The organism is Streptomyces sp. NPDC048718 (genome assembly GCF_043198875.1).
Lineage (GTDB): Bacteria > Actinomycetota > Actinomycetes > Streptomycetales > Streptomycetaceae > Streptomyces.
Genome location: NZ_JBICVG010000007.1, coordinates 114,345 through 127,118 on the forward strand (window position 1 = coordinate 114,345; position 12,774 = coordinate 127,118).

11 protein-coding genes are annotated in these 12,774 nt (G+C 72.6%); 6 read left to right on the forward strand and 5 right to left on the reverse strand.

Annotated features, from left to right (window positions below; all coding sequences use genetic code 11):
* Positions 1-105 precede the first annotated feature (105 nt).
* Positions 106-894, forward strand: a complete 789-nt coding sequence (locus ACGFRB_RS15230) for a class II aldolase/adducin family protein (RefSeq protein ID WP_363006669.1) — start codon at positions 106-108, stop codon at positions 892-894.
* 352 nt (positions 895-1,246) lie between these two features.
* On the forward strand, positions 1,247-1,813 hold the full coding sequence (locus tag ACGFRB_RS15235; RefSeq protein ID WP_393243253.1) for a DoxX family protein: 567 nt from the start codon (positions 1,247-1,249) through the stop codon (positions 1,811-1,813).
* Here the strand turns inward: ACGFRB_RS15235 and ACGFRB_RS15240 are convergent.
* Together ACGFRB_RS15240 and ACGFRB_RS15245 are read right to left on the reverse strand one after the other, a co-directional pair.
* Positions 1,723-1,983: a hypothetical protein gene (locus ACGFRB_RS15240; RefSeq protein ID WP_363006673.1), complete on the reverse strand. Its 261-nt coding sequence runs from the start codon at positions 1,981-1,983 to the stop codon at positions 1,723-1,725. The two genes, ACGFRB_RS15235 and ACGFRB_RS15240, sit on opposite strands and share 91 nt — an antisense overlap.
* The gene (locus ACGFRB_RS15245; RefSeq protein ID WP_393243255.1) at positions 1,970-3,445 is read right to left on the reverse strand and encodes a PspC domain-containing protein; all 1,476 of its coding nucleotides are present in this window, start codon (positions 3,443-3,445) and stop codon (positions 1,970-1,972) included. The genes ACGFRB_RS15240 and ACGFRB_RS15245 overlap by 14 nt, the downstream gene beginning before the upstream one ends.
* A gap of 157 nt (positions 3,446-3,602) precedes the next feature.
* Here ACGFRB_RS15245 and ACGFRB_RS15250 point away from each other — a divergent pair, with 157 nt between their 5' ends.
* Complete coding sequence (locus ACGFRB_RS15250) at positions 3,603-4,871, forward strand: PspC domain-containing protein (RefSeq protein ID WP_393243257.1); 1,269 nt, start codon at positions 3,603-3,605, stop codon at positions 4,869-4,871.
* Entirely contained in the window at positions 4,868-5,614 is a 747-nt protein-coding gene (locus ACGFRB_RS15255; RefSeq protein WP_363006679.1) for a response regulator transcription factor, read from the forward strand. The genes ACGFRB_RS15250 and ACGFRB_RS15255 overlap by 4 nt, the downstream gene beginning before the upstream one ends.
* Positions 5,615-5,903: 289 nt before the next feature.
* Here the strand turns inward: ACGFRB_RS15255 and ACGFRB_RS15260 are convergent, their stop codons facing one another.
* The gene (locus ACGFRB_RS15260; RefSeq protein ID WP_393243259.1) at positions 5,904-6,998 is read right to left on the reverse strand and encodes an NlpC/P60 family protein; all 1,095 of its coding nucleotides are present in this window, start codon (positions 6,996-6,998) and stop codon (positions 5,904-5,906) included.
* 384 nt (positions 6,999-7,382) lie between these two features.
* Between ACGFRB_RS15260 and ACGFRB_RS15265 the strand changes: the two genes are divergently transcribed.
* Entirely contained in the window at positions 7,383-7,736 is a 354-nt protein-coding gene (locus ACGFRB_RS15265; RefSeq protein ID WP_363006683.1) for a hypothetical protein, read from the forward strand.
* A 79-nt stretch (positions 7,737-7,815) separates the two neighbouring features.
* On the opposite strand, the gene ACGFRB_RS15270 is transcribed toward ACGFRB_RS15265, so the two are convergent.
* Positions 7,816-8,424, reverse strand: a complete 609-nt coding sequence (locus tag ACGFRB_RS15270) for a CbrC family protein (RefSeq protein ID WP_393243261.1) — start codon at positions 8,422-8,424, stop codon at positions 7,816-7,818.
* Between the two features lie 160 nt (positions 8,425-8,584).
* Positions 8,585-9,790, reverse strand: coding sequence for an NlpC/P60 family protein (locus ACGFRB_RS15275; RefSeq protein WP_393243263.1), 1,206 nt, complete (start codon positions 9,788-9,790; stop codon positions 8,585-8,587).
* A gap of 417 nt (positions 9,791-10,207) precedes the next feature.
* On the opposite strand from ACGFRB_RS15275, the gene pcrA reads away from it, so the two are divergent.
* Positions 10,208-12,658, forward strand: coding sequence for a DNA helicase PcrA (pcrA, locus tag ACGFRB_RS15280; RefSeq protein WP_393243265.1), 2,451 nt, complete (start codon positions 10,208-10,210; stop codon positions 12,656-12,658).
* Positions 12,659-12,774: the final 116 nt, after the last annotated feature.

Sequence of the window (12,774 nt, forward strand, 5' to 3'; positions counted from 1 at the left end):
ACGCCTTCGGCCAGGGCCGCTTCCGACCAGGCCGTTTCCGGGCGCCGGGACAGGGGTGCGTACGGGCTCTGGAGAGTTGACCGGCCGGGCACTACGTTCCGGCCCATGACCGAGACACCGGCGCCCGTTCCCGTCGAACGGCTCCACTTCGCCCTGCCGCCCGTCCACGCCACGGTGGCTGAGGAGCGCATCCACCGGAGGCAGCGCCTCGCCGCCGCGCTCCGGGTCTTCGGCCGGTTCGGGTACGAGGAAGGGGTGTCCGGACACCTCACCGCCCGCGACCCCGAACACGCCGACTGCTACTGGGTGAACCCCTTCGGCGCCCCCTTCGCCGACCTCACCGCGAGCGATCTGATCCTGGTCGACGGCGACGGCCGGGTGGTCCACGGCGCCCACCACGTCAACCAGGCCGCCTTCACCCTGCACGCCGAGGTTCACCGCGCCCGGCCGGACGTCGTCGCCGTCGCGCACCTCCATTCCCCTCACGGGCGGGCCCTCGCCGCCCTCGGCCAACTCCTCGACCCGCTCACCCAGGAGGCGTGCGCCTTCTACCAGGACCACGCCCTCTACGACGCCTACAGCGGGGTCACCGTCGACCCGGTGGAAGGCCGCCGGATCGCGAGCGCCCTCGGCACCCTCAAGGCGCTCGTCCTGCGCAACCACGGACTGCTCACCGTCGGTTCCACCGTCGACGCGGCGGCCTGGTGGTTCATCGCCCTCGAACGCTGCGCCGGGATCCAGCTGGCCGCCCGCGCCGCCGGCCGGCCGGTCCTCATCGACCATCGCGACGCCGTCGCCACCCGCGAACAGATCGGCAGCGACCTGGTCGCCTGGATCAACTACCAGCCCCTGTGGCGCCGGATCAGCCGCGCCGAACCCGAACTCCTCGGCTGAGCCCCACCGGAAGGGACCCCGTACCCGCCGCCTCGTCGCGAACCTGACGTATCAAGGGCCTGGCCCCGGCCCGCCTGGCTACGAACCCTGCCCCCTCACCGACCTTGCCCCCGCCTGCCGCCCCGACGCGAACTCGGCCCCTCACGGGCCCGTGCCCCCGCCTGCTGCCCCGTCACGAACCCTGGCGGCCCGATCCGGCGCCCCGCCACGGACCTCTCACGAAGCCGCCCAGCCACACGCTCTGCTCGTCGCTTCTGTGGCCACCGGCCCGGCGCCGGGGACAATCGTGCCCGGACGGGACCCGGACCTCGGGTGCGGGTACAGCGGGACGGGCAGAAAGAGGCGGCCGGACATGACAGGACCGATGGGCAAGGCGACGACGGGCGACACGGCGGACCACGGGAACGGCGGCCCGGGCACCGGCCCGGGTGGCACCTCGGCCCCGGCTCCGGGCGACGGCCCGAAGGCCCTGGCCTCCCGCTATGCCCTGGTCCCGCTGCGGATCTTCCTCGGGATCACTTTCATCTACGCCGGCCTGGACAAGCTCACCGACTCCGCCTTCCTCTCCGCCACCGGGCCCGGGTCCATCGGCGAACTCATGCGGGGCGTCCGTGACAGCTCCGCCCTGCCCGCGCTCGTCGACCTGGCCCTGCACAGCCCCGTCGGCTTCGGCTACGCCATCGCCCTCGGTGAACTCGTCGTCGGCCTCGGCACTCTCTTCGGACTGTTCGCCCGGGTCGCCGCGCTCGGCGGGGCCCTGATCTCGCTGTCCCTGTGGCTGACCGTCAGCTGGCAGGTGCACCCCTACTACCTGGGCAACGACCTCGCCTATCTCATGGCCTGGCTGCCGTTGCTGCTCGCCGGAGCCCCGGTGCTGTCGCTCGACGCCCTCCTGGCCGCCCGCCGGCGTACGAGGTAGGCCGTCCAGGACGCCGCCGCGGCCAGTGCCAGCGCACCGCCGAGCAGGGGGAGCGCCACGAACCAGGCGATCGACCAGGAGCCGGCCGCGTCCCCGGCGAACAGCGCCGCGATCGTCAGGGCGGCCAGCCCCAGGATCAGCCGGCCGGGGCGGAACTCATGAAGCAGCACGGGTGACCTCCACCTGTCCGAGTCCGACCTCCAGGGTGAGGTCGAGGGTGCCGCCCGGGGTGACGCCCGGCGGCGGGGGAAGCGTCCGGGTCGCGTCGAGATCCGGAGCGATGTCGATGTCGTCGGGCGACGAAGCGGGCGGCGTCGGCGGCCGTACCGGCGGCGCGACCTGACCCGGCTGCTGCGCGGGCGGTGTCACCGGGGCCGAGGGAACCGCCGTGGCCTCGGTGTGCAGCGGTGGCAGTGCCAGGTCGCCGAGGCCCACATGGGCTCGCAGCCGCACCGTGGCGTTCTGCGGCACGATCACCTCCAGCTTGCCCGCGCCGACCCGGGCCCGCGTGACCACCGTCGTCTTCGCCGGGATGGCCAGCTGGGACAGGTCGAGTCTGCCGACTCCGGTGTCCAGCTTGTACCGCGGCTGCACCGCCGTGACCGCCGTGGGCCGCCAGGTCCCGTGCTCCCAGACCGTGGAGATCTCCTTCGGCAGCGCCGAAGCCGCCGCCAGCAGACCCGTCGTCAGCATCAGCAGACACAGCGTGCCGAACCCGGTCCGGCCCAGGAAGCTGCTCAGCACCAGGCCGGCGCCGATCACCGCGAGCGCCGCGACCAGACCGATCTGCAGACTCGTGCCCAGCGGATGCGTATGCCACGTCAGGCCCATGCCCAGACCGCCCGCGATCAGCGCGAGGACGAACACCAGCCCGCCGATGGACGTCCCGCTGTCCTCCACCACCGGCCGCGACGGGGCCGCCGGCCTGCCCGGCGCGTGCGGCACGGGAGTCCAGTACCAGCCGGGCCTCGTGGACTCGCGGCCGGTCCCGCTCGTCCCATCGGCCTGGTCGGCCGCCTCGGGGGGACCCCACAGATAACCGACGGCCACCTTGCCCGTCGAACCGTCCTTGACTATGGGGTCCCGCCACCAGGACATCGCGAAGTCGATCACCGGCGGAGCCTTGGTCTCGGGCGGCGCCTCCGCGACCGCGAGCGCGGCGGCGGGATCTATCCGGCCGCCCTCGTCGGCGGTCGCAGCGACGGCCGTCCGCCGCTGCGACCACACCGCCGCGCCGCTCACCGCCAGCGACAGGATCAGCGAGAACCCCAGCAGCCCGCCGCTGTTGAGCGTCGTGAGGAAGATTCCGCACCCCACCAGCGCCAGCAGCACCGCGGCCAGCGAGGAGCCCGAGACCCGGCCGGTCAGCAGCCTGCGCCCCTCGTTCTCCTCCTCGCCCGCGAGCGGTATCAACAGCCAGGCGAAACCGTAGAAGATCAGCCCGACGCCGCCGGTCACCGCCAGCACGCCGAGCGCGATCCGGAAGATCACGGGGTCCAGGCCGTAATGCCGGCCGAGACCGCCGCACACGCCGGCCACGACCTTCTGCCCGCGCGTGCGCCGCAGCGGCGGGGCGGGTGGGGCCTCCGCCGGCGGCGGGGCCTCGTGGTGCGAAGGCATCGAACTCGTCATGTGTCCATGGTGACGGTCCGTACCCCCGAAGCGGCACCGGGACCGACCCTGGCCGAACCCTGATCTTCCCCACGGCCCTGACCCTGAGACGGTTCCAGGGTCGATATCCGGGCCGACCCTGATGTCCGCGGGCGGCCGAACGTGTGACGATCGGTGCATGTCCGCAACCGCCCGTGTCCTCGACGCCGACGAACCGCCCGTACGCAAGCTCTACCGGAGCGCCGACGGCCGGATGCTCGGCGGTGTCGCCCGTGGCCTCGCCGGACACATCGGTCTGCCCGTGGCCTGGGTCCGGGCGTTCTTCGTGGCGCTCAGCTTCACCCACGGCCTCGGCGCCCTGCTGTACGCGGTGTTCTGGATCGCCGTCCCGCTCGGCGTCGGCGGCCGTGCGGCACCCCGCGCCGTCTTCGAGACCACGCCCGAGGGCCGCAGACGGCTGCGCAAGCCCGAGCGCGGCCAGGTGGCCGCCATGATCGTGCTCGGGATCGGCGTCTCCGCCCTCGTCAGCAGCTTCGACGTGGACAAGGAGGCCGGCCGCTACGTCTGGCCGACCCTCCTCATCGGCCTCGGCGTCGTTCTCGTCTGGCGACAGGCGGACAACGCCCGCCGCGCCAGCTGGACCGACCCCGACCGGCGGCGCCGGGCCTTCCAGTTCGCCCGCGGCCTCGTCGGCGCGGCCCTGGTCGGCACCGGGCTCACCGTCTTCGTCGTCCTGCGCGGCTCGGTCGCCCAGCTCGGCACGGCGATCACCGCGGGCGTCGCGGTGCTCACCGGGATCATCCTGCTCGCCGGCCCCTGGCTGGTCCGTATGTCACAGGACCTCAGCGAGGAGCGCACCCTGCGCATCCGAGCCCAGGAGCGGGCGGAGGTCGCCGCGCACGTCCACGACTCCGTCCTGCACACCCTGACCCTGATTCAGCGCAACGCCGACGACGCGGGCGAGGTCCGCCGGCTCGCCCGGGCCCAGGAGCGAGAGCTGCGGAACTGGCTCTACCGGCCGGAGGGCACCGGCAGGGACAAGGAAGAGGAGCCCAGCACGCTCGCCGAGGCGGTCAAGCGGTCCGCGGCCGAGGTCGAGGACAAGCACGGTGTCCCGCTGGAGGTCGTGGTCGTCGGCGACTGCCCGCTCGACGAGAAACTGACGGCGCAGATGCAAGCCGCGCGCGAAGCGATGGTCAACGCCGCCAAGTACGGTGGCGAGGGCGGAGCGGTGCAGGTCTACGCGGAGGTCGAGGGCCGGACGGTCTTCGTCTCCGTCAAGGACCGCGGGCCCGGCTTCGACCTGGACGAGGTGCCCGGCGACCGGATGGGCGTACGAGAATCGATCATCGGCCGGATGCAGCGCAACGGCGGATCGGCGCGGCTGAGATCCGTGCCGGGCGGGGGCACCGAAGTGGAGCTGGAGATGGAGAGGGCGGACGGATGAGCGACGAGACGACCGGAACCGGGGCCGAGGCGGAGGCCGGGACCGGGGACGGAGCCGGGGCGGAGGGCGGGCAGGGAGAGAAGCGCCGGGTGCGGGTCGTCCTCGTCGACGACCACCGTATGTTCCGCACGGGTGTGCAGGCCGAGATCGGCGGGACCGAGGAGACGGGCGTCGAGGTGGTCGGCGAGGCCGCCGACGTGGACCAGGCGGTCACGGTGATCACCACCACCCGGCCCGAGGTCGTCCTGCTCGACGTGCACCTGCCGGGCGGCGGTGGCGTCGAGGTGCTGCGCCGCTGCGCGAGCATGATGACGGCGGCCGAGAACCCGGTGCGCTTCCTGGCCCTGTCGGTCTCCGACGCCGCCGAGGACGTGATCGGCGTGATCCGGGGCGGTGCCCGCGGCTATGTCACCAAGACGATCACCGGCACCGACCTGATCGCCTCGATCTTCCGGGTGCAGGAGGGCGACGCCGTCTTCTCCCCGCGCCTGGCCGGGTTCGTGCTCGACGCCTTCGCCTCGACTGACGCGCCGCCGGTGGACGAGGACCTGGACCGGCTCACCCAGCGCGAGCGCGAGGTGCTGCGGCTCATCGCCCGTGGATACGCGTACAAGGAGATCGCCAAGCAGCTCTTCATCTCGGTGAAGACGGTCGAGTCCCATGTCTCGGCGGTCCTGCGCAAGCTCCAGCTCTCCAACCGGCACGAGCTGACCCGCTGGGCGGCCGCCCGCCGCCTGGTCTGACGGGCTGACGGGCTGACGGGCTGACGGGCTGACGGTCGGGCGGCCGGGCGGCCGGGCGGGCGGTTGGCGGCCGGGCGGCCGCGAGGAGTCGCCGGGTGGGAGGAGTCACCGGGCGGCGAGGAGCCGTCGGGCCGTCGCCGTCCGGGTGTCGGCTGGCCAGGGCGGCCGCTGGTCGGGCGTCAGCCGGTCCGGGTGGCCGACCACTGGGTGTCGGCCGATTCCGGTGGTCGGCGGGGGCGGGTGCCAGTCGGTCCGGATGCCCGCCGATCCTGGTGGTCGCCTGCCGGGGTCAGCTGATCCGGGTGGCGCCCGCGAAGGGCATCTGGTCGATCGGGGCGATCCGGACCGGGGCGCCCGGGCGGGGGGCGTGGATCATCCTGCCGCCGCCGATGTAGAGCCCGACATGGCTCACGCCGGAGTAGAAGAAGACCAGGTCGCCCGGGGCCAGCTCGGAGCGGGAGACCCGGTGGCCGGCGTTGATCTGGGTGTACGTGGTGCGCGGCAGCGTCACCCCGGCCGCGCGCCAGGCGGCCTGGGTGAGGCCGGAGCAGTCGTACGAGGAGGGGCCGGTCGCGCCCCACACGTACGGCTTGCCGATCTGGGCGCGGGCGAAGGAGATCGCCTCCGCGGCCCGGCCGGTCGCGTCCGGGACCGGCCCGCCGGGCGCCAGGTCCTGATCGCCGCGCCCCGCCCCGGTCCCGCTACCGTGCGTGCTTCCCGCGTCCGTACCGCTGTCGTCTCCGGCGGCGACGGCGGCCTCGTAGCGGGCGCGGTCCTTCGTGTCGAGCCGGCCGAGCAGTTCGCGGGCGGCGCTCAGCTTGCTCCGTACGGTCGACTTCTGCCGGCGCAGCTCCGCCTCGTGGGTCCGCAGTTCGCGCAGTTGGTCCTCGGACTGGGCGCGCAGTCGCTGGACGGCGCCGATCTCCCGGCGTACCTCGGTGATGGTGGCGGCCTGCCGGTCCCCGATCTTCTCGGCGAGGGAGGCCCGCTCCAGATAGTCGTCGGGGTCGGAGGTGAAGGCCAGCTGGAGGGTGGGGTCGAGGGTGCCGGACCGGTACTGGGCGGTGGCGATGGCCCCGAGGGCGTCGCGGGAGCGGTTCAGCCGCTCGGTCCTGCGCGCGGCCTCGTCGCGCAGCCGGTCGAAGGCGGCCCGCGCCCGGTCGACCTGCTCCTTCGCTCCGTTGTACTTCTCCGTGGCGGCCTCGGCCTCCTCGTAGAGGTGGTCGACCTGAGCCCTGACCTGCGCGGGGGCGGGGCGGGGTGCGGCGTGCCCGGTTCCCTGGAAGACGGTCGCGGTGGCCGCCGAGGCGAGAGCCAGCGTGGCGGCGGTGCGGGCGGCCTGGCCGCCGAAGGGAAAGTACTTGGGCTTGCGGTGCGCGGCCACGAGGGCGGGTCACTTCCTCATTCCCTGTGGCGGACGGTCCCCGCCGGGGTCGGCGGCGGCCCGCACAGGGGAACGGGCCGCCGCCGGTTTTCTCGGCGGGGGTGACCGACAGCCGCCGGGAGCGGCGGTGGTGGGGAGCCGGTCACCTGGGGCAGGACGCTAACCCCGGCTTCGGCCCGCGGGCACGGGGTGACCGTTATTGGTTGCAGGTGTTGCGGGGTGACCGAACTTGTTCGACCCGTGGAGGGGTGCGCGGTGCATCCGTGACCGCCTGACGCGTATGCCCTGGTGTGACTGTCGGTCCGTCTGCCCGTCCTACCGGTGGGCCGGACCAGGCCGACCCGCCCCGAAGCCGGCTCCGGGCCCCCGGTTAGGCTCCGGGCCATGGACGTACTCATTCATCTTCTCGTCGCCCTGCACATCATCGGAATCGGTGCCCTGCTCGGTGGATTCATCACCCAGATGAAGGCGATGGGCGCCGGTACGGCCCGCTTCTCCCCGGCGATGCTGCACGGCGCGCTGACCATGCTGGTCACCGGCGTGGCGCTCGTCGGCGTGCACCAGGCCGAGGGCCACACCGTCAACAACGTCAAGATCGGCATCAAGCTCGCGATCCTGGTCGTCGTCCTCGCTCTGGTCTACATCAAGCGGGACGAGGAGACGGTGGACAAGGCTCTCTTCGGGGCCGTCGGCGGTCTGACCCTCACGAACATCCTCATCGCCACCCTCTGGGTCTGATCCCCGCCCTCACGCCGGCCGCCCGGTCGACCCACCCGCCCCGCCTGATGCCGTGGGGTCCCCGGGACCTTGGCGCGGGTCAGGAGGAGTCGGCGTAGGCGAGGTGGGTGCCGCAGTGGAGACAACGGAACAGCATGGCGCTCGCCCCGCCGCCGAGACCGGTCAGGAACTCTTCGAGCCGGGCCGGATCGTGCCAGCCATCCATGCGCAGGTCGACGCGGAGCCGGTCGAGGGCTTCGGGGTGTGACGCCAGCCGCGTGTGGTCGGCCTCGCCGACGAAGGCGGCCGCGTCCCCGCAGTGCACGAGCCAGTGCGGATCCTGCCAGGCGCTGAAGCCGGGGGTGCGGCGGGTGACCTCCCGCACGTTCTCCTCATCGACACCGTCGAGTCCGTACGTGTCCACGAACTCGCCGGCGAACCGTTCCGCCGCGCTGCCGTCGGCGATGCACCAGGGGCAGAACCGCCCGCTGACGTCCTGGGCGGAGTAGAAGACCGCACCGTAGATCCACCCCGTGCGGCGGTGACAGCAGGCGCATTCCTCCGTGCTTTCACGGATCGATCCGGTGGCGACCGGGTCGGGGTGGTAGCGGAAGAACGGCGGTTCGGTGCTTGCGGCCGCCGCCCGGGAGGCAGGGCCGGCCGTGTCGGCCGTGAGCGGTGCGCGAACGGCCGCGCCGGTGGACTCCATGAACGCGCAGTCTGCTCCGGTGCGGCCGGCCGATCAAACCGGGTGGCCGCCGTCCCCCGGCTCCTCCCACCGGGAATCCCGCGCCGGGGCACCGCCGAGCCACAGCGGGGCCGCGTGCCGTCGCCCCGCCCTGGCCGTCGCCCGCCCCCAGCCCGCCCGGTCAGGCCGGGCGGACCGAGCCGTAGATCGGCATGTAGTAGATCGACTCCTCGCGGACGTACGCACCCGGCTTCGGGGCGTGGATCATCTTGCCGCCGCCTATGTAGATACCGACGTGGCTGATGTCGTCGTAGAAGAAGACCAGGTCGCCGGGCTTGAGATCGGCGGTCGCGACGCGCGTGCCCACCTTCACCTGGTCCCAGGTCGTCCGCGGGAGCTTGACCCCGGCCGCGCGCCAGGCGGCCTGGGTGAGACCGGAGCAGTCGTACGAGCTGGGGCCGGTCGCGCCCCACACATACGGCTTGCCGATCTGGGAACGGGCGAAGGACAGCACCTGGGCGGCCTTGGCCTCGTACGACGAGCCGCCGCCCGTGGACGGCGGGGGCGTGCTCGGCGACGGGGCCGAGGGGCTCGTCGACGGCGACGGGTCGGCGGCCTTCGCGGCCTCCTCCTTCTTCTGCTCCTTGCGAGCGGCCTCGGCCTTCGCCTTCGCGGCGGCGGCCTCCGCCTTGGCCTGCTCCTCCGCCTTGCGGCGGGCCTCGGCCTCCTTCCGGCGCTCCAGCTCCGCGAGCCGGGCCTTCTCCTCGGCCGTCAGCCGGTCGAGCAGCGTGCGCGCCTCGGCCAGCTTGCTCTGCACCGTCTCTTTGCTGGTCCGCAGTTCCGTCTGCGCGGAGGTCAGCTCCTGGAGGCTCCGGGTCGCCTCGCCGCGCTCCTTCGCCGCCTCGGCGCGCTGGGTCTCGTACGCGGCGACCGCCGTGCGCTGGCGCTTGCCGAGCCGGTCCATCAGGTGCGACTGCTCGAAGTAGTCCTGCGGGTCGTCCGCGAAGATCAGGGTGGCGGTCGGGCCGACCGCGCCCGCCCGGTACTGGGCGGCGGCGAACGAGCCGAGGGTGCGCCGCGACTCGTTGATCTCGGCGGTGCGCTTGGCCACGTCGTCCAGCATCCGGCTCACCTTGCGCCGCTGGCGGTCGGTGGCCTCCTTGGACTGGTTGTACCGCTGGGTCGCTGTACCGGCCTCCCGGTACAGCCGGTCCACCTGCTTTTGGACGTCCTCCACCGACTGCCGGGGCGCGGGCGGCGCCGCCTGGGCGCTCGGGGCCTGCGCGGACAGCAGGGTGACGGAGGCGAGGGCGGCCGTCGTGACACCGACGGCGGGGGAGTGGGGGCGGGTCGTGCGCGGCTTGCGATGGGACGCCAAGGCCGGCATCTCCTTCCTGGACGCCGAGGGGCGCCCGGCCGCGTGGGGGGCGGCCGTGGGGGAGGCGGGCCTGATCGGCGTGGGCCGCCCGTTCGACGCTGGTCGCCGACACCGGGGAGGGGGGATAGGGGACGGGCCGCTTGGGCGAGCACGCTAGCGACCCGTGGGACGGGTGGGAAGCCCGATGTTCGATATGCCCGATACTTTTCCGTGACCTCCGCCGTGATCTCGCCCACGGTGCGTAGCCCCGCCCCTTCGCCTGCCCTCCGCCCGTACGCCTCCGCGTTCGCCCTGCTCGGCCGCGCCCGCGCCGTTCACCCTCCGTCCGAGCCGCCTCACGTACGGCAGGGGGAACTCGCGGGGAATATGCGGGGAACCCGAAGGCGGCGGCGGAGTGTCGGTGCGGCGCCCTAAACTCGAGTAGCGATGAGCAACAGCCTCTTTGACGACAGCTTCCTGGCGAGCCTCCAGAACCACTCCGAGGAGCCCCCGCCCCCGCCCGAGGACGACCACCACGGTTCCTCGGCCGAGGAGGAGGTCCCGCACGACCTCTTCGGGGACCACTTCGACGCGCCGCCGGCCGGCCGGGACGCCTACTACCGCGACGGCGCCCACCGCCCCGTCGTCGACCCCGCCGCGCTCCTCGACGGGCTGAACGAGCAGCAGCGCGCCGCCGTGGTCCACACCGGCTCCCCGCTGCTCATCGTCGCCGGCGCCGGCTCCGGCAAGACCCGGGTGCTCACCCACCGCATCGCGCACCTGCTGTCGTCCCGGCACGTCCACCCCGGCCAGATCCTGGCGATCACCTTCACCAACAAGGCCGCCGGCGAGATGAAGGAGCGCGTCGAGCAGCTGGTCGGCCCGCGCGCCAACGCCATGTGGGTGTCCACCTTCCACAGCGCGTGCGTACGGATCCTGCGCCGCGAGTCGAAGCGGCTCGGCTTCACCTCGTCCTTCTCGATCTACGACGCGGCCGACTCCAAGCGGCTGATGTCCCTGGTCTGCCGCGACCTGGACCTCGATCCGAAGCGCTTCCCGCCGAAGTCCTTCAGCGCGAAGATCTCGAACCTGAAGAACGAGCTGATCGACGAGGAGACCTTCGCCGACCAGGCCGCCGATGGCTTCGAGAAGACGCTGGCCGAGGCGTACCGGATGTACCAGGCGCGGCTGCGCGAGGCCAACGCCCTGGACTTCGACGACATCATCATGACGACGGTCCATCTGCTCCAGGCGTTCCCCGACGTCGCCGAGCACTACCGCCGCCGCTTCCGCCATGTCCTCGTCGACGAGTACCAGGACACCAACCACGCCCAGTACACGCTGGTCCGTGAGCTGGTCGGCACCGGGTACGAGGACCTCGGCCCGTCCGAGCTGTGCGTGGTCGGCGACGCCGACCAGTCGATCTACGCCTTCCGCGGCGCGACGATCCGCAACATCCTCCAGTTCGAGGAGGACTACCCGGACGCGACGACGATCCTGCTGGAGCAGAACTACCGCTCCAGCCAGACGATCCTGTCCGCCGCCAACGCGGTCATCGAGCGCAACGAGTCCCGCCGCCCCAAGAACCTGTGGACGAACGCGGGCGCCGGCGCGCAGATCACCGGCTATGTCGCCGACACCGAGCACGACGAGGCCCAGTTCGTCGCCGACGAGATCGACCGGCTCACGGACGCGGGCGACGCCAAGGCCGGCGACGTCGCGGTCTTCTATCGCACCAACGCCCAGTCCCGCGTCTTCGAAGAGATCTTCATCCGCGTCGGCCTGCCCTACAAGGTCGTCGGCGGCGTGCGCTTCTACGAGCGTAAGGAGGTCCGTGACGTCCTCGCCTATCTGCGGGTTCTCGCCAACCCCGAGGACAACGTGCCGCTGCGCCGGATCCTCAACGTCCCCAAGCGGGGCATCGGCGACCGCGCCGAGGCGATGATCGACGCCCTCGCGCTGCGCGAGAAGATCACCTTCCCGCAGGCGCTCCGCCGCGTCGACGAGGCGTACGGCATGGCGGCCCGCTCCGCCAACGCCGTCAAGCGCTTCAACGCGCTCATGGAGGAGCTGCACACCATCGCCGAGTCGGGCGCCGGACCCGCCGTGGTCCTGGAGGCCGTGCTCGAACGGACCGGCTATCTCGCCGAGTTGCAGGCGTCCACCGACCCGCAGGACGAGACCCGCGTCGAGAACCTTCAGGAACTCGCCGCCGTCGCCCTGGAGTTCGAGCAGGACCGGGGCGAGGAGGGGAGCACGCTCGCCGAGTTCCTGGAGCAGGTCGCGCTCGTCGCCGACTCCGACCAGATCCCCGACGAGGACGAGGAAGGCGCGGGCGTCATCACCCTGATGACCCTGCACACCGCCAAGGGCCTGGAGTTCCCGGTCGTGTTCCTCACCGGCATGGAGGACGGCGTGTTCCCGCACATGCGCGCCCTCGGCCAGACCAAGGAGCTGGAGGAAGAGCGCCGCCTGGCGTACGTGGGCATCACCCGCGCCCGTGAGCGGCTCTATCTGACCCGGTCCGCGATGCGCAGCGTCTGGGGCCAGCCCTCGTACAACCCGGCCTCGCGCTTCCTGGAGGAGATCCCCGCCGCGTACCTGGAGTGGAAGCGGACCGGACCGATGGCCAAGCCCGCCGGGCCGGTCTCGGGGGTCACCTCCTCGCTGTCCTCCTCGCGCGCGCGTTCCGGCCCCTCGGGCTTCGCCACGCGGCGTACCTCCGACAAGCCGGTGATCTCGCTCAAGGCGGGCGACCGGGTCACGCACGACCAGTTCGGCCTCGGCACGGTGATGTCCGTGACGGGCGAGGGCGACAAGGCGCAGGCCACGATCGACTTCGGCGACGACAAGCCGAAGCGGCTGGTGCTGCGGTACGCGCCGGTCGAGAAGCTGTAGTCGTACGGGAGCGTCCTACGGACAAGGACAAGGACAAGGGCACGGACAAGGCCCCGGTCACCGCGTCGTCGCGGTGACCGGGGCCTTGTCCGTGCCCGTATGCGACGGGCGCGGGC

What these genes read in the sequence shown, in the direction of transcription:
- ACGFRB_RS15230 (WP_363006669.1), top strand. Translation starts at nt 106, where the DNA reads ATGACCGAGACACCGGCGCCCGTTCCCGTCGAACGGCTCCACTTCGCC.
- ACGFRB_RS15235 (WP_393243253.1), top strand. Translation starts at nt 1,247, where the DNA reads ATGACAGGACCGATGGGCAAGGCGACGACGGGCGACACGGCGGACCAC.
- ACGFRB_RS15245 (WP_393243255.1), bottom strand. Translation starts at nt 3,445, where the DNA reads ATGACGAGTTCGATGCCTTCGCACCACGAGGCCCCGCCGCCGGCGGAG.
- ACGFRB_RS15250 (WP_393243257.1), top strand. Translation starts at nt 3,603, where the DNA reads ATGTCCGCAACCGCCCGTGTCCTCGACGCCGACGAACCGCCCGTACGC.
- ACGFRB_RS15255 (WP_363006679.1), top strand. Translation starts at nt 4,868, where the DNA reads ATGAGCGACGAGACGACCGGAACCGGGGCCGAGGCGGAGGCCGGGACC.
- ACGFRB_RS15265 (WP_363006683.1), top strand. Translation starts at nt 7,383, where the DNA reads ATGGACGTACTCATTCATCTTCTCGTCGCCCTGCACATCATCGGAATC.
- ACGFRB_RS15270 (WP_393243261.1), bottom strand. Translation starts at nt 8,424, where the DNA reads ATGGAGTCCACCGGCGCGGCCGTTCGCGCACCGCTCACGGCCGACACG.
- ACGFRB_RS15275 (WP_393243263.1), bottom strand. Translation starts at nt 9,790, where the DNA reads ATGCCGGCCTTGGCGTCCCATCGCAAGCCGCGCACGACCCGCCCCCAC.
- pcrA (WP_393243265.1), top strand. Translation starts at nt 10,208, where the DNA reads ATGAGCAACAGCCTCTTTGACGACAGCTTCCTGGCGAGCCTCCAGAAC.